This window comes from Sphingomonas trueperi, assembly GCF_040545665.1.
Lineage (GTDB): Bacteria > Pseudomonadota > Alphaproteobacteria > Sphingomonadales > Sphingomonadaceae > Sphingomonas > Sphingomonas trueperi_B.
The window spans coordinates 401928-423170 of sequence record NZ_JBEPMH010000003.1 but is presented as its reverse complement, the minus strand read 5'-3'; the positions used below and the strand labels follow the sequence as shown (position 1 = coordinate 423170).

The 21243-nt window shown below is 63.7% G+C and carries 16 protein-coding genes; 9 read left to right on the top strand and 7 right to left on the bottom strand.

Annotated features, from left to right (window positions below; translation table 11 throughout):
• Nucleotides 1–8: 8 nt before the first annotated feature.
• Nucleotides 9–1751, bottom strand: a complete 1743-nt coding sequence (gene poxB, locus ABIC65_RS12805; protein WP_354309186.1) for a ubiquinone-dependent pyruvate dehydrogenase — start codon at nt 1749–1751, stop codon at nt 9–11.
• 217 nt (nt 1752–1968) lie between these two features.
• Between poxB and ABIC65_RS12800 the strand changes: the two genes are divergently transcribed.
• The 9 genes from ABIC65_RS12800 (at nt 1969) to ABIC65_RS12760 (ending at nt 15170) form a co-directional block, all read left to right on the top strand.
• Nucleotides 1969–2892 (top strand): cation diffusion facilitator family transporter, encoded by a 924-nt coding sequence (locus ABIC65_RS12800; RefSeq protein ID WP_354309185.1) that lies wholly within the window; start codon nt 1969–1971, stop codon nt 2890–2892.
• Nucleotides 2893–3198: 306 nt separating this feature from the next.
• Complete coding sequence (locus ABIC65_RS12795) at nt 3199–4206, top strand: NAD(P)H-quinone oxidoreductase (protein WP_354309183.1); 1008 nt, start codon at nt 3199–3201, stop codon at nt 4204–4206.
• Between the two features lie 182 nt (nt 4207–4388).
• Nucleotides 4389–6026, top strand: coding sequence for an MFS transporter (locus ABIC65_RS12790; RefSeq protein WP_354309182.1), 1638 nt, complete (start codon nt 4389–4391; stop codon nt 6024–6026).
• Complete coding sequence (locus ABIC65_RS12785) at nt 6023–7111, top strand: HlyD family secretion protein (protein ID WP_354309180.1); 1089 nt, start codon at nt 6023–6025, stop codon at nt 7109–7111. Before ABIC65_RS12790 ends, ABIC65_RS12785 begins: the two co-directional genes overlap by 4 nt.
• Entirely contained in the window at nt 7108–8559 is a 1452-nt protein-coding gene (locus ABIC65_RS12780; RefSeq protein WP_354309179.1) for an efflux transporter outer membrane subunit, read from the top strand. Before ABIC65_RS12785 ends, ABIC65_RS12780 begins: the two co-directional genes overlap by 4 nt.
• A 220-nt stretch (nt 8560–8779) precedes the next feature.
• Nucleotides 8780–12931, top strand: coding sequence for a trifunctional serine/threonine-protein kinase/ATP-binding protein/sensor histidine kinase (locus ABIC65_RS12775; RefSeq protein ID WP_354309178.1), 4152 nt, complete (start codon nt 8780–8782; stop codon nt 12929–12931).
• Nucleotides 12932–13802: 871 nt separating this feature from the next.
• Nucleotides 13803–14387 carry an outer membrane protein gene (locus ABIC65_RS12770; protein ID WP_354309176.1) on the top strand — a complete coding sequence of 195 codons (585 nt, stop codon included), beginning with the start codon at nt 13803–13805 and terminating at the stop codon, nt 14385–14387.
• Between the two features lie 86 nt (nt 14388–14473).
• Nucleotides 14474–14776: a hypothetical protein gene (locus ABIC65_RS12765; RefSeq protein WP_354309174.1), complete on the top strand. Its 303-nt coding sequence runs from the start codon at nt 14474–14476 to the stop codon at nt 14774–14776.
• 43 nt (nt 14777–14819) lie between these two features.
• A complete protein-coding gene (locus ABIC65_RS12760; protein ID WP_354309172.1) occupies nt 14820–15170 on the top strand; it encodes an HdeA/HdeB family chaperone in 351 nt (116 codons plus the stop codon).
• Nucleotides 15171–15258: 88 nt separating this feature from the next.
• Here ABIC65_RS12760 and ABIC65_RS12755 read toward each other — a convergent pair whose 3' ends face one another.
• From ABIC65_RS12755 to ABIC65_RS12730, 6 genes are all read right to left on the bottom strand, one after another.
• The gene (locus tag ABIC65_RS12755; protein ID WP_354309171.1) at nt 15259–15651 is read right to left on the bottom strand and encodes a hypothetical protein; all 393 of its coding nucleotides are present in this window, start codon (nt 15649–15651) and stop codon (nt 15259–15261) included.
• Nucleotides 15652–16004: 353 nt separating this feature from the next.
• On the bottom strand, nt 16005–17132 hold the full coding sequence (locus ABIC65_RS12750) for a thiamine pyrophosphate-dependent enzyme (protein WP_354309169.1): 1128 nt from the start codon (nt 17130–17132) through the stop codon (nt 16005–16007).
• Nucleotides 17105–17923 (bottom strand): TauD/TfdA dioxygenase family protein, encoded by an 819-nt coding sequence (locus ABIC65_RS12745; protein ID WP_354309167.1) that lies wholly within the window; start codon nt 17921–17923, stop codon nt 17105–17107. The genes ABIC65_RS12750 and ABIC65_RS12745 overlap by 28 nt, the downstream gene beginning before the upstream one ends.
• A 5-nt stretch (nt 17924–17928) precedes the next feature.
• The gene (locus ABIC65_RS12740) at nt 17929–18990 is read right to left on the bottom strand and encodes a polyprenyl synthetase family protein (RefSeq protein WP_354309166.1); all 1062 of its coding nucleotides are present in this window, start codon (nt 18988–18990) and stop codon (nt 17929–17931) included.
• Nucleotides 18987–19862 (bottom strand): SAM-dependent methyltransferase, encoded by an 876-nt coding sequence (locus tag ABIC65_RS12735; protein ID WP_354309165.1) that lies wholly within the window; start codon nt 19860–19862, stop codon nt 18987–18989. Before ABIC65_RS12735 ends, ABIC65_RS12740 begins: the two co-directional genes overlap by 4 nt.
• Nucleotides 19863–19864: 2 nt before the next feature.
• Nucleotides 19865–21241 carry a cytochrome P450 gene (locus ABIC65_RS12730; protein ID WP_354309392.1) on the bottom strand — a complete coding sequence of 459 codons (1377 nt, stop codon included), beginning with the start codon at nt 21239–21241 and terminating at the stop codon, nt 19865–19867.
• Between the last annotated feature and the right edge of the window lie 2 nt (nt 21242–21243).

Below are 21243 nucleotides of genomic sequence, written 5' to 3'. Positions count from 1 at the left end.
TAATGCGATCAGCGGATGAGGTTTGTGCCGGCGAGGTCGATCACCTCGCTGACATCGCCGTTCAGCACCGCCTTCAGGGCCCAAAGGCTGAAGCCCTTGACCTGCTCGGCTTTGATCGAGGGCGGCATCACCAGTTCCTGGGTGTTGGTCACCACGTCGAGGAGCGCCGGCCCGGGGTGGGCCAGCACGTCGGCGATTGCCGCATCGAGCTCCAAGGGATCTTCGACGCGTATTGCGTGGATGCCCATCGCTCGAGCGACGGCGGCGAAGTCCGGGTTCTGAAGGTCCGTGCCGGTCTCGAGGAAGCCCGATGCTTTCATCTCCAGCGCCACGAAGCCCAGCGTGCCGTTGTTGAAGACGGCAACCTTCACCGGCAGCTGCTCCTGAACGAGGGTCAGCATGTCGCCCATCAGCATGGACAAGCCGCCGTCACCGGACATGCTGATCACCTGCCGGTCGGGATGGGAAGCCTGAGCACCGATCGCCTGGGGCAGTGCGTTCGCCATCGAGCCGTGGGCGAGCGAACCGATCATCCGGCGCTTGCCGTTCATCTTGAGGTAGCGCGCTGCCCAGACGGTGCAGGTGCCGACATCGAAGGTGAAAACGGCATCTTCGCTTGCAGCCGCGCTCAGCCGTTCGGCTAGTTGCTGAGGGTGGATGGGTCGGCGGCCGGAAGCTCCGCTTGCCAGGCTGTCGAGACCCTTACGGGCCTTGCGGTAGCGCTCGACGCTGCTCCGCAGGTGGCTGTCGTCGCGATCATCCAGCAGCTTTGGCAGCAGTGCACTCACGGAGTGCTGCACGTCACCGACAATGGCGCAGTCGAGCGACACACGGCGCCCGAGATTCTCGGGGCGCACATCGATCTGGGCGATTTGGCCCTTGGGATAGAACTGACGATATGGGAAGTCAGTGCCCAGCATCAGGAGCGTGTCGCAGGTCTCCATGGCGTGGTAGCCGGACGCAAAGCCGATCAGGCCGGTCATGCCTACGTCGAACGGGTTGTCCCATTCGATGTGCTCCTTGCCGCCAAGGGCATGCACGATCGGCGCCTTCAGGCGCTCCGCAAGCCGCACGACCTCATCATGGGCACCTGCACAGCCGCGGCCGCAGAGCAGGGTGATCTTGGCGCTTGAGTTGAGCAGATCCGCAAGTGCGTCGAGTTCCCCGTCGTCGGGCACGATCGCCGGCTGTCGGATCGCGAGTGCGCGCGGTGCTGATATGGGCGCGTCATAGGGCTGCAGGGCCACGTCGCCCGGGATCACGATCACGGCTACGCCGCGATTGCCGATGGCCGAGCGGATGGCGGCTTCCAGAACGCCGGGCAGCTGGGAAGGGTGGGAAATCGTCTCGCAGAAGTGGCTGCAATCGCGGAACAGGGCCTCCGGCTTGGTCTCCTGGAAGTAGCCGCGACCAACCTCGGGAGAGGGGATCTGGGCGGCGATGGCGAGAACCGGCACGCGTGTCCGGTGGCAATCGAACAGCCCGTTGATCAGGTGGAGGTTGCCGGGGCCACAGGAGCCGGCGCACACAGCAAGTTCGCCGGTGAGCGCCGCCTCAGCGCCTGCGGCGAATGCAGCGACCTCCTCGTGGCGGACGTGCACCCAGTCGATGTCGCCACGTTCGCGCATCGAGTCCGTGATGCCGTTCAGACTGTCGCCGACAACGCCGTAGACGCGCTTTACGCCTGCTGCCGCCAGGATCTCCGTTACGACATCCGCTACCTTCTTCACCATCACCGAACGCTCCTTCATGTGTGGCGTCGATGTCGACAGATCGGGGCGTGGGGGGAAGGCATATCAAGGTATGGATCCGCGGCGCGAGGCGCGGTCCTGCGACTAATCACTAAGTATGCTGACGTCAGCATAGGCCAGGCGGCTATAGCCCGAGCGAACTTTCGAGAGGCTTGTCGTGCCGTTCATTACGCAAGAGCTTCCCACCCTCGCGCGGTTTCGCCGTGTGTCTCCAAGCATGTCCATCGTGCTTCTCGGGCTATGCGCAGACACAATCATCGCACTTCTGAAATTCGCAGCCGCGCGCGAGAGTGGAGGAACGGCGCTCTTCGCCGAGGGCGTCCACAGCGTCCTCGATGCGCTGACGGAGGTGATCCTGCTCTACGGGCTTGCCTCAGCCAAGCGCCCCGCAGACCGAGATTTCCAACTCGGCTATGGCCGCTCAGCCTTCTTCTGGAACTTGATCGCCGCGATGCTGATCCTTGCGGTGGGTGCCGGTTTCGCGTTTCGCGAGGGCTGGCATCAATATGTGACACCCAAGCTCCTAGGGCCGACGACGACGAGCTTCATGGTGCTGCTCCTGTCGTTTGTCATCGACGGCGGCTTCGCCTTCATCACATGTCGAAAGATCATCCGCTCCTCAAGCGACCACAATCTACTTCGTTATCTCAAGCGCTCACGCGATGGCGCGACGATGACGGTCCTCTTCACGAGCTTCGCCTCGCTGGCTGGTATTGTCATCGCTGCCTTCGGCATGTTTGTCAGCGTTCGCTTCAACTTCCCGGCCGCAGACGGCGTGGCGTCGCTCGCGATCGCCATGATGATGGCGGCAACGGCGCTGCTCCTGGCGAATGAGAGTCGCAGCCTCATCATCGGTGCTTCGGCGTCGCCTGAGATCGAGCAGGGCGTGTTGGCAGCTACCGCCGAGGTTCCGGAGGTGCGCACCGCAAACGGGATGATTTCCGTGCGGATCGGCCCCGAGCGCCTGGTGGTGTCGATCAGTGTCGCATTTGCCGCAGATTTGCGAACAGATGAAATCGAGCGTGCGGTGATGACGATCGAAGATCGCGTGCGGTATCACGTGCCACAGATTTCACTTGTGCTGATAAAGCCGCAGAACGAGGCGCGGTTTCGCGACGTTCAGGCAAAACGTGGGTGGTAAAAGCCTCCGGAAGAAACTTAGGTATGTCTTATATCGCGTCTCCAGAATGCAGATATCACTTCCGCTAATAGATGCGAAAGTAGCGATATGTTCAGAAATTAATCGACTAGCGACTGCAATATTATAGGTGGCGAGGGAATGTGCCGTCATCGAGGCGGCCTATCCGCTCTCGCAGGCGGCACAAGCGCAGCGCCGCATGGAAGCGGGCAATCTGCTCGGCAAGATCCTTCTCATCCCCTGATCGACGTCTTTCCCTCTTCTCGGCCGAACCCGCCGACGAGCACTCTTTTGAAAAGGACCGGTGCCATGAAAGCTATCGTATTCAACCAGTTCGGTGCGCCCGAGGTGCTGGAAGTCACCGACCTGCCCGTTCCCGAACTGCGACCGAACGATCTGCTCGTCGAGGTCGGTGCAGCCGGCGTGAACCGAGCCGATATCCTCCAGCGGACCGGCTTCTACGGCGATCAGAACTTCGGTGAGAGTGCCCTGATGGGCCTTGAGATCGCCGGCAAGGTGGTCGAGGTCGGATCGGCGGTCTCCGACGTCGCTGTCGGCGACCGCGTCATGGCGATCGTGGGCGGCGGCGCCTATGCCGAGTTCGCGCGCGTGGACCGCGACATGGCCGTGCACATCCCCGCCAATGTCACGCTTCCTGAGGCGGCAGCGATCATGGAGTCGTTCGTGACCGCTTTCGAGGCCGTATCGAACCTTGGGTTCGTTAAGAGCGGCCAGACCGTGCTCATCCATGCCGCCGCCGGCGGGATCGGCTCGGCAGCGGTCCAGGTTGCCAAGGCTCTCGGGGCCAAGGTGTTTGCGACGACGTCTGCGGATCGGAAGGCCGACGTGGAGTCGATCGGTGCCGATGTGGTCATCGATTATGTGACGCAGGATTTCGAGAAGGAGATCGCGGCGCACACGGGCGGGCAGGGCGTTCACACCATCGTCGATTTCGTCGGTGGTGATTACCTGGGGCGCAACCTTCGCAGCCTGTCGCCGGGCGGCACGCTTGTGCAGGTGGGCATTCTGAGCGGCGACGATGCGCCGGTCATTCCGCTGAACCTCCTCCTTCACAATCACCTTCGGCTCGTCGGCACCGTGATGAAGTCGAGGGATGCTGATGAGAAGCGAGCCATGGTCCGCCGGTTCGTAGAGAATCTGCTGCCGCTCTTCGAGAATGGCAAGCTCCGGCCCATCCTGGCCTCGACCTTCCCGCTCGATCGCGCCTCTGACGCGCATCGGCGGATGGAAGGCGGCGGCGCTTTCGGCAAGATCGTGCTGACGAACGGTCTGGCCGAGGTCACCACTCCAGCCTGATCCGCCTAGGATCGTTTCGGCTTAGACATCGAGACCGGTTTTGATGTGCTGCATCCCCAACCTCACAATCGGGGATGCAGCCGAAACCTTCGGATAGGTTGGCGCTCGGCCAAGGCCCGGGGACATTGCTGGGACGGAGCGAATGTTCACGCTGCGGATCTACGCAGTCGAAGAGATCAGGAATGGCGGAGCCCAACTACACCTTTTTGCCAGAGGAGAGGCCGATCTTCCCGGGTGCGCCCTATTCGCCCCGGCTCTCGCCGCTGCATCGCTGGGTCTATGGTGTTTCAGCCATCGTGCTGGCCCTCGCCAGTGGCCTTGGTAACGCGCTGATCACCACCAACATCTTTTCGATCGCCGGTGATATGGGTCTCTACGTGACCGAGGCGAATATTCTGCTCGCCGTCTTCGTCGCGTTCAATGCAACGGCCAACCTGCTTTTGGTGAAGGCGCGCATTCAACTCGGCATTCCGATCTGCATGCACGTCATATTGGGAACGTTGATTGCCGGCGAGCTCATCGCACTCGCTCATCCAACCTTCGGCACGGCGGTTCTAGCCCGGGCCATCAGCGGCGTTGCCTCCGGGGGTCTCACCACCATGGCGCTGTATAGCCTGTTCCAGGTCTTTCCGCTTCGAATGCGCCCTATAGCGCTCGTCGTCGGCTTCAGCCTCCCACAGCTGGCTGTGCCGATCGCTCGCCTCGTTCCGCTCGATACCGTCGCATTCCATCACTGGGCAGGCGTGCACGTCATCGAGCTGGCACTCGCGCTAGCTTCTTGGGCGCTGATCAATCTCGTGCCCCTGCCGCCGACCGATCGAACCAAGGCGTTTCAGGTCTGGGATGCTGTCACGATCGCGCTGGCGCTGGCGGGCATGCTGTTAGGCTGCACGGCGCTTGCTCTGGGTCGCTTCTATTGGTGGACGGAGGCGCCTTGGCTGGGTTGGATGCTGGCCGCTTCCCTCCTGCTGCTCGGGGCGGTCTTCTTCCATGAAGACCGCAGGGCTCAGCCTCTCCTGCAGATCCGCTGGTTTGGAACCGCTGACATCCTCCTGATCGCGGCAATCTCTTTCACGGTCCGGATCGCGCTCACCGAGCAAACCTACGCCGCGGTCGGCCTCCTGTCGCTAGGTGGGCTGACGAACGACCAACTGCATGAGCTCTTCACGGCCGTGCTGGTGGCGATGATCCTTGGGATCGCTATCGCCGCCTGGCTAGCGAAGCCTGAACGTCTTCTGCCGATGATGATGGTATCCGCCCTCATCATTGCGCTTGGAGCATGGCTGGATACGCACGCTACCAGCGAGACGCGAGCACCGCAGCTCGTCATCAGCCAATCGCTGCTGGGCATAGGCGCGTCGTTGTTTCTCGGACCGGCGTTGCTGTTCGGCATCGCGAAGGTTCGTGAGCGCGGGCCAACGCATCTGGTGAGCTTCGTAGTTCTGTTCAGCACGACGCAGAACCTTGGCGGTTTGGCGGGGGCCTCGCTGCTGGGCAGCATCCAGACGATCCGACAGCGAACCCACGCTCAGATCTTGGCCGATAGCATGTCGCTCGGCGACCCGCTTGTGGCCGAGCGCCTGGCGACGACAGCGCGACAGCTTACGCCTAGCTTGCCAGATGCGGCGTCGGCGACCGCGCAGGCCGGTGCCCGATTGGGGGCCGCGCTCCAGGCGCAAGCCAATGTGCTGGCCTTCAACGACACCTTCTGGGTGGTGGCGCTGGTCTCCGTTTCGCTCGCGGCCTTTCTAGCCGTCGTCATCCTCATACAAGAGGGCCGCCGGTTGCGTGCCCGACCAGCTATTGGAGCACCTTCGTGAGTCAGGCCGTATCGCCTCCCGCGCAGCCCACCGAGGTGTGGCATCCACCCAAGCCCAGACCAGTCGTTACGATCCTGTGCGCTATCGCCCTCCTCATTGCCATTGGCGCGACCCTGCAGCTGTGGGGGCTAGGCCCGTTCGCCGGTGCGGAGCAGAAGACGGACAATGCGATGGTCCGCGGCCGCACGACGGTCGTAGCCCCCCAGGTCAGCGGCTATGTCGCGAAGGTGCTCCTGCGCGACTACCAGGCGGTTGCGGCGGGCCAGATCCTCGCCTTGATCGACGACGGAATTTACCGGGCGCGGGTCGCGCAGGCGCAGGCAAACCTAGACGTCCAGCTCGCGGCGCTGGCCAACAGCCGGCAAGCACAATCTGCCCGATTAGCTTCGATTACCGGGCAAGACGCAGCGGAAGCGGATGCAGTGGCGCAGCTGGTCCGCGCAAAGGCCGATATGGCTCGCGCCAGTGACCTCGTGGCAGATGGCTCCATCTCCGTTCGAGAGCGGGATGACGCAGCAGCGGCGCTGGCGCAGGCAGAAGCGGCCGTGCGCCGGGCGGCGGCGAATACCAAGGTCGCGCAAGAGGATCTTCGCACGGTAGAGGTTGGCAAGAACGGCCTGGCAGCACAGGTCGAGGCGGCCCGAGCGCAATTGCGGCTGGCGGAGATCGACCTGCTGCACACCGTGATACGAGCTCCTGAGAAGGGGCAGCTGGGCGAGATCCATGTTCGGCTTGGTCAGTATGTAACCAACGGTACGGCTCTGATGGAGCTGGTTCCTGCGGACCGGTGGGTGATAGCCCTCTACAAGGAAGCACAGACAAATCGGATGCGTCCCGGACAGTCGGTCCGGTTTACCGTGGATGCGTTGGGCGGTCGTAGTTTGACCGGTCATATCTCGCGATTGGCGCCAGCGACTGGCTGGGAATTTGCGGTGCTCAAGCCAGACAATGCGACCGGCAACTTCGTGAAAGTGCCGCAGCGGATTGGGGTGCTCATTGCCGTCGACGCCGGCCAGCCCTTAGCGGCCCGCCTCTTGCCTGGGATGTCGGTGGAAACGCATATCGATACGGCGAGCGGCAAATGAAGCGGCTCGCGCTATTGGCCTTGCTCAGCCTTCAGGCATGCGCGGGCTCGGAGCCGCCAGCAATGCCGGGCGCCAGCATTGCGGCCCCAGCCACGTGGCGAGATGGGTCCACGTCGACACTCGCGGTCCAAGCCGATTGGTGGCGGGTGTTCAATGACCCGGCTCTCGACGCGCTTGTCGATCAGGCGCTCGCTGGTAACTTGGACGTGAAGATCGCAGCCGCGCGCGTGGAGGAGGCGCGTGCGCAACTTGAAAGCGCCAGAGCCTCGCTTCGCCCGACGCTTGCCTCCGCCGCGGCCCCCCAAACCAGCAGGAGCTTGAGCCCCTTCGGGGTAGGCGTCGACCAAGACAGTGCTCAAGCTCAGTTCACCACCGCCTACGAAGTGGATCTGTTCGGCCGTTTGCGGCAGACGAGGACCGCGGCGAGAGACGAACTGCTCGCGGCCGCCGACGCTCGGGACGCGGTTCGCATCTCGATGATCGCGATGGTGATCCAAGGCTATTTCAGCCTGCAAGCCACGGACGCCCGCCTGGAGATCATCCGACGGACCATTCAAGAACGGCAGCTCGAGCGCGACTTGATCCATCGTCGCTTCACGGCCGGATACGCCTCCCAGTTGGAAGATCAGCAGGCCGACGCCGCTTTAGAAGCAGCGATAAGGCTTTCGCCCTCAACCGAGCTGATACGCGCCCAGCAGGAGAGCGCACTGAGCCAACTTATCGGGGTTTCGCCCACCTCGATCAGGCGAGGGCCTTTCCCTGCGCCGGACGGCTTGGCCGTTCCCGCCTCCGTCCCGTCGCAGGTGCTTGAGCAACGGCCTGACATAGCCGCGGCAGCGCTAAGGCTCTCTGCCGCGGACCATAGCTTGGCGGCGTCTCGCGCCGCGTTCATGCCGCGTCTTCAGCTTTCGGGTAGCGCTGGAGCTGTGGCGTCGACCTTGCTCTCGAGCCCGGTCTCGCTCTTCGCGCTCGGCGGCTCCGTGCTAGCGCCAATCTTTCAGGGCGGCGCTCTCAGGGCCAACCGAAACGCGGCTGCTGCAAGGCGAGACGAGGCGGCATTTGGCTATAAATCCGCCGTTCTGCAGGCATTCCGAGAGGTAGAAGATGCAATGGCGTCGGTCCGCTTTGTGTCGCAGGAGGCCGAGGCGGCGGATCGGCAGGTCGTGGCGCTCGAAGGCGCATATCACGCGGCGCAAAGGCGATATCAGGCGGGCTATGCTTCGTATCTGGAGCAGCTGGACAGTGAGCGTGCATTGCTGAGCGCCCGCCTGGATCAGGTCGATCTGCGGCTTCGTCGCCTCACTGCACTCGTCGCGCTGAATCGCAGTGTGGGAGGCGGATGGTCGTCCGTGCCGTCAGGCCAGCTGACGGACCTGCCAAGCGGTTCCGATTACCGGCCAGCGGGCGGAATGGCGCCGAAAGTTCCTTCAGCGAATGAACGAAAGTGACGCGGTATGGATGAATGTGCTGGAAAGCGCGCAGCCCGTCGAAACTGTTTTCCCAACGTAGTTTGCTTCGCTCAGAAGGACTTCGCGCGTCGGATGTGCCGCGCGGAAGCGGTGGTGTCGAAGGGTTGTGGTTGTGGGAATTAGTGCAGGGCCGGATGTCGGCAGCTCGTCGAGGCGCATCGACGAAGGCTTCTCTGGTGGAGAGCGGTCTCCTGGCACGATGTCATCGCGACTGTTCGGCCGACTTCAGGAGTCCGCAGCGCTCGCAGATGCATTTGCGCGTGTCTCGTCCACCAGTGGCAGCGAGATCGTTCTGCTCTCTGGTCCTCCTGGCATCGGCAAGTCAGCGCTCGTGAAGCGGTTTCAGTCGCTGATCCGAGTCGGGCGACATCGTTTCGTCTACGGGAAGAGCGAGCACAACAACACTCGCGCGGCATTTGCCTCCGTCACCCAAGCCCTTCGAGGGCTGTTCGATGCAGCTCTTGGCCAAAGTGACGAGGCGCTCGCTGAACTTCAAGCGCGTCTGCAGGAAAGCGTAGGCAGCCTGGGACGCCTCATCACAGACCTGGTGCCCGAAGCCAAGGTGTTGTTCGGCGTTCTTCCTCCGCTCCCCGAGTTGCCCGTCGGACTTGCCCAGGCGCGTGTCCATCGAGCGCTCATTGGAACGTTGGGAGCCTTCGCTGAGCGACAGCAGCCGCTGGTGCTTTTCCTCGACGATCTTCAGTGGGCTGACTCCTCGACAACGGCGTTGCTCGCGGCGTTTGCGAGCGCTCCTCCGGCCAGCACCCTCCTAGTGGGGTCTTATCGTGAGGAGGGTACTGACCGGCTCGAAGCGCCCGATGGCGTCGTGACTGAGCTCAGAGGTGCTCGCATCCCCCTGACAGAAATCTCGCTGGCTCCGCTGGATACGCGAGCCACGGAGGAGATGGTCGCGCATGCGCTCGACGTCGCGCCTGCAGCGATTGCGCCGCTCGCGAGCGCGATCCAGAAGCAAGCGTTGGGCAACCCCTTCTACACCGAACATTTTCTTAGGCGACTGCTCGAAGAGGGCATCCTTAGGCAGGATGTGTCTTCAGGGCATTGGCACTGGGATGATCAACAGCTGCAGTCGGTCGTTGGAAGCGGCGATGTGCTCGACTTCATCGCGGGTCGTGTCGCCCGCTTGGGCGATGCGCAGAAGGCAGTGCTTGCGTCCCTAGCAGCTCTGGGCGGACGTGCCGATCCCGAACTGCTCGCGGCGCTACTCGGCATGGAGCAACGCGAGGTCGAGCTGCTCGCCGAGGAGTTGATGTCGATCGGGCTGCTGACCGGTGAAGACGGCAGCTATGGCTTCCCGCATGACCGAATCCTGGAGGCGGCGGATCTCCTCACCCCTCTTAGCGAACAACCCCCTCTTCATGCTCGCATTGCCCGGCTGCTGATCGCAAAGCAGCGGGTTCTCGCGCCGGAACAGGTCTTTCAGCTTGCCGGCCATATTTTGCGAGCGGTGACGCCTGCGACCCCAGCATCTCTAAGAACGATAACGAAGCTGCTGTTCGCGAAGGCGCTGCTGGCGGCTGCTGAGCAGGCGCGCCTCGCTGCAGCCTCCGAGCAGACGGCCATTTACCTCGATGCAGCGGCTCTCCTGTTTCAGGACTCCTGGTGGTCTACGCACCATGAGGTTGCCGTCGGCATCACCCATCTCTGGGCGGATAGTCTATTGTTGAGGGGAGACGTTGTCGCGGCGGAAGCTGCGATCAACGTGTTGCTGGCGCGACGCCTGCGCGATCGAGATCGTGCGTCGGCTTGCCGTCTGCTGGCGGCACTCAGGACCGTCCAGTCGGACTACGAAGGGGCGACCGCGGCTGCTCTGGAAGGGCTGATGCTGCTGGGGCATGCACTGACGCGAGCACCTTCTGCGGAAGAATGCTTGGCCGCCAGCGATCGCATTCGCAAACTCATGGGTGACCGACCCGCCGCACCTTTGGCCGCGATGCCTCTGGCCGAGGATCCAGAGGTCGCACTGGCGACTTCGCTCTTGTCCACGCTCATCGTCTGCATCTTTACCGGCGACGACCTTCGTTTCCTGCATCTCGCGAAGATCGTCGAGCTTACCGTCACCCGTGGCGTTACGGCCGATTCTGCCTACGGCATGGCCTGGTATGGCGTGATGATCTCCGACTTCTACGGTCGGTTCGAAGATGGCTTTGCTTATGGTCAAGCAGCGCTGGAACTGGTCGATCGACACGGTTTCGAAGGTCAAAGGACAGGCGCTCTGGTCGCGGTCGATCAACTGAGCCCTTGGACGCGTTCCTTCGAATATGCTCTGGCGCAGGTTCACAACGCGATCGAGGGCGGCCACGCGGCCGGCGATCTCGCGATGACGTGCTTTGCGCGCAACCACCTTGTTTCAGATCTCCTGCAAATGGGGAGGCCTCTGAGCCAGGTGGAAGAGGAGGCAGACAAGGGGCTGGAGCTGACCCGGCGGATCAGCTTCCGCGACATCGAGCTGCTCATCGCGTCGCAAAGGTCGCTCGCACGCTGGCTGCGGACCGGAGATGCGGCGGAGTCCTACGACGCCAGCGGCGAGATCACGTCGGTTTCTACGCAGTTCTGGGTGCGCCTGTATGACGGGATCGGCGCCTACATGTTCGGCGACTTCGGACGCGCGGACCGCAGCTTCTCGCAGGCTGCGCCGCTCTGCTGGGCGCTGCCTGCACATATCGATCTAGTCTATCATGCGCTTTTTGCTGCGTTGAACGCCGCGAAGCATTTGCCGCGTCATGAGGCGCTCACGGCGATGGAGCCGCACCGCGCTCGTCTCGAACAATGGCTGCCGCTCAACCCGCCGATGTTCGAGCATAAGCTGCTCCTCGTCAGGGCTGAGATGGAGCGGCTGCGGGGCACGGATTTGGAGGCGCTCCGGCTGTATGACGCTGCCATTCGGGCGGCCGGTAGTTTCGTGCACGAGCGTGGGTTGGCCCGCGAGCTTGCCGGGCATCATTGTCGCGCGATTGGCCTTGAGGGGCTCGCCAAGCACTACTTCCAAGATGCCGTTGTCGATTACAGGCTGTGGGGAGCGGAGGCCAAGGCCCGCCAGGTTCCGTCACTGGTGGACGAGACGGACGATGCTGCAGCTGCACGCGAACTCCTCAGCGTAATGGAGACAATCCAGGAAATTACGAGAGAGAGTGATCTCGAGCGTCTGCGCGTCGAGGTTCTGAAGGCCCTAATGCGCCACACGGATGCTGACCGAGGCAAACTTCTCCTCATCCACGACGGCGATCCGGTTATTGAGGCGGAGGGACTTCTGGTCGGCAAGGAGATCGAGACCTTCGTCGGCACATTCATGCCGACGCCCGACCGCATCGCATCGGGCATCATGACGTCGATCCTTCGGGCGACGCAGCCGGTCCATCAGGACGTGCTGACGGGAGCCGATGACGTGCTGGCAGCGAATGGTCTGCGAGCAGTCGCTGGCCTGCCTCTCATGATCGAGAATGAATTGGTAGGCGTAGTCTATCTTGAGGCGAACCCTGAGCGATCGGATCTGGGCCTTCGCAAGATCCCGATACTCCAGCTGCTCTCCACGCAAGCGGCCATTTGTCTTGAGCGGGCACAATGGCATGCGACCACCTACGAAAATTATGAACGTCGCGCCCAGGCGGAGGAGGCGCTGCGTGCTGCGCGAGCGGAGATGGTTCACACATCGCACCTCGCAACGATGGGCGGTTTGGCAGCGTCGATCGCGCATGAGATCAATCAGCCGCTCTCGAGCATCGTATCTTATGCGTCAGCGGGCGCTCGGTGGCTCCGGAGGGCGCAACCCAACGTTGACGAGGCGCTGCAGAACCTGAGTGCGATCCGAGCCGCCGGCCTTCGTGCGTCTGAGATCGTCGCTGCACTTCGGTCACTGGCAAAGCAGGATAGCATTCAGCGTGAACGGCTAGAGCTTCTCGCCGTTATTGGCGAGGTGCTGGAGCTGACCCAGCCCGAGATCGAGGCACGCCAGGTCGACTTGGTGACTGAGTTTGATGCGGCCGAGCGGTTCGTCTCGGGGGACCGTGTTCAGCTTCAGCAGCTCATCCTGAACTTGGTCAACAACGCGATGGACGCAATGGTCGAAACACCGGCTGGGGACCGGTTCCTGAAGGTTGCCTGCTCCGAACAGGACGGCAGGATCGTGGTGCGCGTAGAAGATCGGGGGTGTGGCATACCGGACGACGCCATCGAGAAAATCTTCACGCCATTGTTCTCAACCAAGGCCAAGGGAATGGGGATGGGGCTGGCGATTTGTAAGTCCGTCGTGGAGGCGCATGGCGGCCGCCTAGAAGTCGGCAGGGTGCCTGTTGGAGGCACGTTCTTCCAGATATCACTTCCTGCGGCAAGCTGACGAACATTCCCGTCCAATCCGGCTCGGTAAGGGGCTTCAATAACTCTTTGACCTGTTGGAAAGAATGTGCGGACTTAGTGTCAGCGGTCGAGGTCCGTAGCGACCGAGGTGAAGGTAGTTTGGAGGCCAATTCATGCCCTGGTTCCGATAGCCGCTTCGCCATGCCCATTAAGTGGAGCGCTAACCAAACACTCGAAGCAATTACTTAGGCAGCGAGGCGGGCCGAAATCGACGGTGGCGTGTCACGGCTTGTTGGGCGATCGAGTGCGTCCAGCATTTCGATTACATCGAACGGATTGCCGGGTGGCGTCTCGGAGCATTGCGCGAGCTGTCTGTGTAAGTGCTCGATCGTCACCTGCGTCTCAAACGAGGTAGGCACAAGCATTCCTCTTTGGATAGCTTGTGCATGTCGATGGAAGATTGTGGGCGATCGTTCTCGGGGCGGCAAAGTTGCAACCAACCGCGACAAACCTGTCACAATTCGCTGTGGTGGATGCTGCGGGATGTTTCGCAGCGGCGCGCCCGCTTTCGGGGCAGGGGGGATACGAGCGCGCCGCCGCGGCCACAACCAACATGGTCGGTGAGTGGCAATCAGCCGGGCCGCCGAGGCCGCGTCGGGGCCGTGTTCTGATCTGGTGGGACTATATGCTGCTCCTCGATGACCGAGAATCACACTTTAGTTTATAGTTGATAATAAATCCTCTCTACAGCTGCATGTGGATCAAGCAGGCTGTCGCGTGCGTGTAGTACTTATTCGCGACAGATTGTCATACCAAGGTTTGTTAAGACCTAGGTATTCTAAACCTGCTCGTGAAATTCTCCCATGTCCCGCCTGCGGCCAACTGGTGGCCCAACGATTTGGGAGAATATCATGACTAAGCTGATCGCGCTGTTTGCGCTTACGACCACTGCAGCTATCGCGACCCCGGCGATGGCGCAGGAAGCAGCTCCGTTTGCCGGCGCACATGTCGGTGTGGAAGGCGGCTGGGGGCGTGTCGGCGGCGGCAGCAAGGTGGGCGGCGACGGCTTCGTCTATGGAGCCACCCTTGGCTACGACGTCGCCCGCGGCAACCTGCGCGTCGGTCCGGAGATCGAGATCGCAGACTCCACGCAATCCGAATGCCGCCCCTACGCATCCGCGGGCGCTGGCGCGCGTCTTTGCGAGCGCTCGGACCGTGACCTCTACGTCGGTGGTCGTATCGGGTATGTCGTGAACCCGAAGGTGCTGGTCTACGGCAAGATCGGCTACAGCAACGCGCGCTTCTCCACGCGCCTGGAAGGCACGACTGCCGGCAATTTCGACCGTGCGACCGACCGCGACGGCTATCGCCTGGGCGTCGGTGCAGAATATGCGGTCACGAAGGCGGTCTACGTCTCGGGCGAGTATCGTTACTCGCACTACTCGGCGGACGCGCATCGCAACCAGATCCTCGCCGGCGTCGGCTTGCGCTTCTGATGCCGCCTCGGAGCGGTGGCGATAGTGCCGCTCCGACCCTTCACCCTCACCGCAATCGCTCCAGTGGAGCAACTGAAGGCGTAGACATGATCCGCACGATTTTCGCTGCTTCGGCGGCCATCCTTCTCAGCGTTGCCGGTCACGCAAGCGCCCAGACAACCCAGCAGGACCGCACCTTCACCGACGCCAACGGCTTCCGCGCCGTCGAGACGTCGGGCGGCTATGAGCCGGCCGCCCCGGCGACCAGCGGTCCCGTGACGCCGACCACGAAGGTCGACTTCGTTCAGCAGCCGCTGACGCCGTCCGAAGCCTTCCCGGCCCCGGCGCCGCGGAAGAGCTACCCGGCGTGCACGAAGCAGCGCCGCGACGAGTGCCTGCAGCGCCAGTGATTCCGGCCAACCCTCAACGACTCTCAAGACGAAGGAAACGACAATGAAGAAGTTCAGCGCAGTCCTCTGCCTTGCCGCCGCTAGCGCTGGTTCGGTGCCCGCTCTGGCTCAGTCCATTTCGGCGAAGGGCGGCGTCATCACGACGACGCGGACCGAGGTGAAGGGCAAGCAGATCGACAGGATCACCTGCCGCGAATTCCTCAGCCTGCGGACCCGACTGCAGCCGCAGGTTCTGTCCTATACCGTGGGCTACAACAAGGCAAAGAAGCCCGACGACGTGGTCTTCAACGTCGAGGACGTCGATCGCCTCACGCCGGTCGTGGTGAAGTCGTGCAAGACGGGACCGGAAGAGACCCTGATGCAGCGCATTCGGGCCCTCTGGAACAAGCTCTGAGTTCACACATCAGCGCAATCGCCAAGAGCGTCTTCGCTACGTCGGTGCTCCGAGACGGGCTCTCGGGGCACCCTTGTTGCGGCCGCACTCATCGATAATGCGCCGAGAGCGTGCCGTCGTCATAGTCGAGCTCGGCATTGCCGACATGGCGCGGCGAGGCGACGACCTGCTTTCCCTTGGTGGGGATCCGCGCGCCCCCCAGCGGCTGGAGGTCGTCGTCATAGGTCGCATCGTTATAGGCCCAGCTGCAATAAAGCGACCAGTGCGGCAGGAACTTCTTGTTCGCCGCGGCTTCAACGCCGCGCGACGAGACACCAGACTTCGGCGGCGACGAACTTTGCCGGCGAATCGGAACTGAACGTCGACATCGGTGGCGCGACCGCCACCGACACCTTCCGCACCACTGGCACGGTCCCAGATCGAAGCGGGCAACCGGCTCCAGTCGGTAACAGGCGAGCCGCTGATCCTCTATGGCAACCATGTCGTGGTCCAGGCGGATGGCGGGCTAACCCGGCCAGTTCATCTATGACGACAAGCTCCTCACCCTTCACCGGGGTTTCGCGACAGCTACACGCAGACGACCGCCTATGTGGAGTCGCGCAGCTGAAGCTGCTGGCGGCGGGGGCTTACGCCGAACCAGAACGCCGCAGGTTCCGGGTGAATCCGAACATCATCTTCAGCGTCGGCTATGACGGTGTCCTGGGCGCCAGCACCGCCGACCACGCCATCACCGGATGCTTGCGTATGGTGTTCTGCCGACCGGCCTCGGCGGTCAGGTCCGTTCCAGAACCGGTCGGCCCCCTGGACGGCATGCATCGCCATGGGGGGGGGCACCTATCGCTGGCGAAGCGCGGCGCGGGTCCGCAGCGCGAGGTCGGGCAGCGGCAGCGCGATCCGCGGCGCGGGCGGCGCGGAATCGGGCGCAACCCGGACCTCGATCAGCCTCGGCCCCACTATCTGCTCCAGCGCCCCGAAGGCCGCCGCGAGACCGTCGAGGGAATCGCATTCGGTGGCGGCATAGCCGAACAATCTTGCCATCGCTGCGAAGGACGGCGCCGCCGCGACCGGCTGGCCGCCTGTGGATCCATAGACGCCGTTGTTGAAGACGATGTGAAGCAGGTCGAGCGACCGCCCCGATCCGATCGCGACCATCGTACCCAGCCGCATCAGCGCCGCGCCGTCGCCGTCGAGCACGATTGCCGGCTTGCCCGACAGCGCAAGGCCCAGCCCGACGCCGCTGGCGCAGCCCATCGCGCCAGAGAGGTAGAGGTGGCTGGCGCGGTCGCCCGCGAGCTGGAGCTCGCGCCCGGTCAGGCCGGTGGTCGTCACGATCGTCCGGTCCGCCGCGATCTGGGCGCGGAGCCAGCGGATCGCCTCCAGCCGGGTGAATGCTCCGCCGATCGGTGACGGTGGCGGGATGGCGGCGCGGAAAGCCCCCTTGCGGACAAGCAGTGCGAAGGGGCTGTCGGACCGAGCGACGTGCCGCATCGCGCGATCGAGAACCGCGTCGACATCGGCCGCATCGGCGGGCAGCCAGGCGAAATCGATCCCGGCGGCGGCCAATATCGCAGTGGTTGCCCCTCCCATGACATCGTGGTGCTGCTCGTCCTGCGTCCCCGGCTCGCCCCGCACCGAAATTAGGAGCAGCACGGGGACACGATAGGGGATGCACAAGGAGGCGAGGGGGTTGAGCGCGTCGCCCAGCCCCGAATTCTGCATTATCACGAGGAAGCGCCGCCCCGCCAGCCATGCCCCGGCTGCGACCGACACCGCTTCGCCTTCCGAAGTTGCCGCCAGATAGCCGATATCTGGCCGCTCGAACGCGCGGCTGAGCAGCGGGGCGAGATAGCTGCACGGCACCGCGGCGATGTCGCGATATCCCCGTTGCGACAGGCCGTCGAGAAAGCGATCGGAATGGAGACCCGCGTCTGCCGTCACCCCGGCCTCATCTGCGTGCGCCACATCAGCCGCCGCGCGCCGCCGGGCACCAGATCGCGGCGGTGCATCGTGACGCGATTGTCCCACAGCACCAGATCGCCCGGCCGCCAGCGGTGCCGCACGATCGTCGCCGGGTCGCGACAATAGCCCCAATATTCGTCGAGCAACGCTTCCGACTCTGCCACCTCCATTCCCACCAGATAGGCGTGGAGCCGCCGCCCGAGGTACAGCGCCCGCCGGCCGCTGGCGGGATGGACCGTGACCAGCGGATGGATTGCGCCCGACGAAGTCGTGACGTCGGTGACCGGCACCCGCCCGTGGCGCAGGTCGCCTGCGGCGGTGCAGCTGTCGTCATGCTTGCACTGCAGCCGATCGGCATGCCGCCGGAGCCGTTCGGGAAGGCGATCATAGACCGCCGCCATGTCCATGAACCAGGTGTCGCCGCCCTCGCGCGGTGCCTCGACGGCATAGAGCGCGCTCGCGATCGCCGGAGCCCGTGTATAGCACATGTCGGTATGCCAAGCGAGGTCGCCGCTGCCGAGATGGCCGATCGGTCGGCCATCCTGCGCGATGTTAGAAACCACCATGATGTCCGGCGGAAGCGCGCCGCAGGCGAGCAGGATCGTCTGGGTCGGTGCCGGGACCGGTTCGCCGAAGGTCCGGCTGAACCGGACAAGGCGCTCGGGCGAAAGGTCCAGGTCCCGAAAGATCAGCACCGGATGATGCCGCCATGTTTCGAGCAACTGGCTGGACGGTGCGTCGAGGGTCGGCAGCACCGCGACAAATGAGTCGCCCGCCACGGAGCGGTCGGACATGATCGTCACGTTCCCAGCCACGGCTCGGCGGCGGCGCGGCGGGCGACGTGCCCGTCGAGCAGCGCGTGGGTCACCTCCACAAAGGGCGACATGTCGAACCCCGCCAGCGCGGGCCTGTCGAGGCAGTCGAGTGCTTGCCCACCGAGCCGCGCGACCTCGTCGAGCGTCAGTGCCGAGGCGCCGGTCTCGTCCAGGATCGTTAGCACCGCGTCGATCTCGGCATTGCCGATCTCGGGGGAGGCGAACAACTCGATCATCCGCTGCCGCCCGGCATCGCCCGCGCGCAGATGGCCCGCCACGATCGGATAGGTTTTCTTGCGCTGGCGGATATCGCTGCACAACGGCTTGCCATTGTCTGCCTCGACGCCCCACAGGCCGCGCTGGTCGTCATAGATCGAGTAGGCTGTCGCGAGCAGCGCGCCGTACGCGCTCAGTGCGGCCTGAACCTCCTCATCCTCGCTGGCGACCGCCGCGCCGACCTCTGCGCCGCATTTGATCAGCGCGGACCGGCCGAGCGCAACCTGCTTCACCTCGTCTAGCGTCATGTCGAATTGTCGCTCCCAGTTCAGGTCGATGAACTGGGCGTCGTGCATTTCGAGGCAGCAGGAGAACAGGATCCGGGTTAGCCGCCGCAGCTGCGCCGGGGCGACGCCTAGGGCGGGATAATCCTGAAGGGCGTCGAGCCCTACGATGTACAGGCCGGTCGCCGCGGTCATCGCACGGTTGATGCCGTCGCGGACCCACAAGGTCGGCCGCCCGCGGCGTATGTGATCCTGGTCCATAATGTCGTCGAGGACGATGCTGAAATCGTGGACGATTTGCACTGCGAGCGCGGCGGGCATTGCCTTGCGATAGTCGCCGGCCAACGCCTGCGCGGCGAGCAGGGCGAGCAGCGGGCGAACCTTCTTGCCGCCCGCATTGGGCACCGCCTCGCTCCGGTCGTCCCATGACTGCCACGCCATATGCCACGCGATCATGTCGCGGAACGTGCCCGACCGGATATCTTGGCGGTGCAGAAAGCCGAACAGTTCCTGGTCGAACGCGCGCAGCAGCGCCGCTGGCGTCATCGTGCCACCCGCTCGGCGGCGATCATCAGATAGGCCACCGACCGGGTGCGATAGCCGTCGATGAACAGCTGTTCGATAGTCGATCGGTGTTCGCTGCGTTGGCGCAGTTCCCAGTACGGCAACGCCTCGGCATCCATCTGCTCGACCGAATAGGGAATGAACCCCGCGTCGAGCAGCGCCTCCAGATAGGCGCCGCGGCTGTGCATGGTGCAGACATAATGGTCGTCGATCGCATCGGTGAGCCGCCGCGCGTCCGAATTCGTCTCGTTGATCGCCCAAGTAGCGAAGACATATCGTCCGCCGATCTTCACGATCCGTGCAAACTCGCGGAAGAGCGGCTTGAGGTCATCGACATACATCGTCGTCTCGTTGGTCAGCGCCGCGTCGAAGCTGCCTGGCGCCAAGCCGGTTCGTAGCATATTCATGAAATTGAATCCGACCCGGTCGTCGCAGCCACGATCGCGCGCCTGGCGCTCGGCGAAATCGAGCTGGTAGCGTGAGATCGTCGCACCCTCGACGAAACAGCCGAAGCGGCTGTGGGCCATGAAAGCGGTTCCGCCGCGCCCCGATCCGCCGTCGAAGATCCGCTGCTCCGCCCCGAATCCCTCGAGCAGGTCGAGCAGCCGGTCGGTCTGGCTATTCTCCAGTTCGTGCAGCCGGCGCTGAACCGACTCCTCGTCCGCAAGCGCGCCTGGGCGGCGGTCGAAATCGCCGATGCCGAAATGATGGTGGACGAGCTGCGTGTCCTTGCCCAGCAACAGGTTGAAATCGTTCTGCTTGTCGTCATAGAGCCGCGCGACGTCACGCTCGTAATCGCTGTCGATCGGCGGTCGCACCCCCGCTTTGTTCGAGGAAATATCGTTGATGATCATGCTTACTCCCTTATCGGCTTAAGCGTCAGGCGATCGGCGCGCCGCAATATCGACAGCGCTTCGAGCACCGGGGGGCGGTTATCGGTCGGCTCGAACCGGAAACGCCGCAGCAGCAGGGCCAGGATCAGCTTGAGCTCCATCATCGCAACCCCCCGTCCGATGCAGATGCGCGGGCCCGCCCCGAAGGGAAGGAACGCGAATTTGTGCTGCCGCTCCGACCCGCCGTTGAGGAACCGGTCCGGATCGAACCGGCGCGGATTCGCCCACAGCCGGGGATCGCGGTGCAGCGCATATTGCGAGACAATCAGCACCGATCCGGGCGCCAGCGGGTAGCCGCCGAGCGTGATCGGGCTCAACACCCGGCGGCTGGTCAGCCAGCCGGGCGGGTAGAGGCGGAAGGATTCTCTGATAACCGCCTCGGTATAGCGCAGCCGCTGCAGGTCGGCATGGACGAGCGGGCGGTCGCCGATAACGGTGTCGATCTCCGCGGTCACCTGCCGCATCACCTCCGGGTGCCTGGCGAGTAGGTCGAAGGTCCACACCGCCGAGGTCGCGGTCGTCACATAGCCGGTGTTGAACACCGTCTTCACTTCGTCGAGCAGCTCGACATCGGTCAGATGCGTGCCGGTTTCCTCGTCGCACGAGCCCATCAACATGGTCAGCAGCGTTATGCGCTCTGGCGGGTCGGCGCGGTGAAGCGCGATGATCCCGGCGATGTTGCGGTTCAGCTCGGCCAGCGCGGCAGCGAATTTCCGGTTGCTCGGGATCGGCAGCCATAACGGGACATTGACGAACGCCCAGCGCCGCCGCTGGCGATAATTCATGCCGTAGTCAAAGACGGCGTGGATCTGGTCGACCGAGCCCGGAAACCCGACGCCGAACATCATGCGGACGATCATTCGCTGCACTAGGTCGAACATCGCGACGGTGAAATCGACCGTGTCGCCGCGCTGCGCCGCCGCATCGAAGCCGCGCACGGTCTCGGCAATCTCGCCCTGCGCCGCCTCGAACAGATTGGGCAGGAACGAGGCGCGGAATGCCGGCTGGAGCTGCGCACGCCGCAGCCGCCACGCGTCCTTCTTCAGCATGAATACTGATTTGTTGAACAGCGCCTTGAGCACGTCGCTGTCGCGAGTCATGTCGATCTCGCTGTCCGGCGCGGTCAGCACCTCGCGGATCAGCTCGGGATCATTGACCTGATAGAAGGCGCGGCCGCCGAGCCGCCCCAGTTGCACCACCGGCCCCTTGTCGCGGGCATCGCAGAGATAGCCGAGCGGGTCGCTCTTCATCCGGGCGATGCCGCCGAAATAGGGCAGCCCCGGCATGGCGGGCAGGCGGCGCGGCGCGGCCGGCACGGGGGCAAAGGCGATGCGCTGCATGA

Coding starts and splice junctions, on each gene's coding strand:
- poxB (WP_354309186.1), bottom strand. CDS start 1,751: ATGAAGGAGCGTTCGGTGATGGTGAAGAAGGTAGCGGATGTCGTAACG.
- ABIC65_RS12800 (WP_354309185.1), top strand. CDS start 1,969: ATGTCCATCGTGCTTCTCGGGCTATGCGCAGACACAATCATCGCACTT.
- ABIC65_RS12795 (WP_354309183.1), top strand. CDS start 3,199: ATGAAAGCTATCGTATTCAACCAGTTCGGTGCGCCCGAGGTGCTGGAA.
- ABIC65_RS12790 (WP_354309182.1), top strand. CDS start 4,389: ATGGCGGAGCCCAACTACACCTTTTTGCCAGAGGAGAGGCCGATCTTC.
- ABIC65_RS12780 (WP_354309179.1), top strand. CDS start 7,108: ATGAAGCGGCTCGCGCTATTGGCCTTGCTCAGCCTTCAGGCATGCGCG.
- ABIC65_RS12775 (WP_354309178.1), top strand. CDS start 8,780: ATGTCATCGCGACTGTTCGGCCGACTTCAGGAGTCCGCAGCGCTCGCA.
- ABIC65_RS12770 (WP_354309176.1), top strand. CDS start 13,803: ATGACTAAGCTGATCGCGCTGTTTGCGCTTACGACCACTGCAGCTATC.
- ABIC65_RS12765 (WP_354309174.1), top strand. CDS start 14,474: ATGATCCGCACGATTTTCGCTGCTTCGGCGGCCATCCTTCTCAGCGTT.
- ABIC65_RS12760 (WP_354309172.1), top strand. CDS start 14,820: ATGAAGAAGTTCAGCGCAGTCCTCTGCCTTGCCGCCGCTAGCGCTGGT.
- ABIC65_RS12755 (WP_354309171.1), bottom strand. CDS start 15,651: ATGGTTGCCATAGAGGATCAGCGGCTCGCCTGTTACCGACTGGAGCCG.
- ABIC65_RS12745 (WP_354309167.1), bottom strand. CDS start 17,923: ATGTCCGACCGCTCCGTGGCGGGCGACTCATTTGTCGCGGTGCTGCCG.
- ABIC65_RS12740 (WP_354309166.1), bottom strand. CDS start 18,990: ATGACGCCAGCGGCGCTGCTGCGCGCGTTCGACCAGGAACTGTTCGGC.
- ABIC65_RS12735 (WP_354309165.1), bottom strand. CDS start 19,862: ATGATCATCAACGATATTTCCTCGAACAAAGCGGGGGTGCGACCGCCG.
- ABIC65_RS12730 (WP_354309392.1), bottom strand. CDS start 21,241: ATGCAGCGCATCGCCTTTGCCCCCGTGCCGGCCGCGCCGCGCCGCCTG.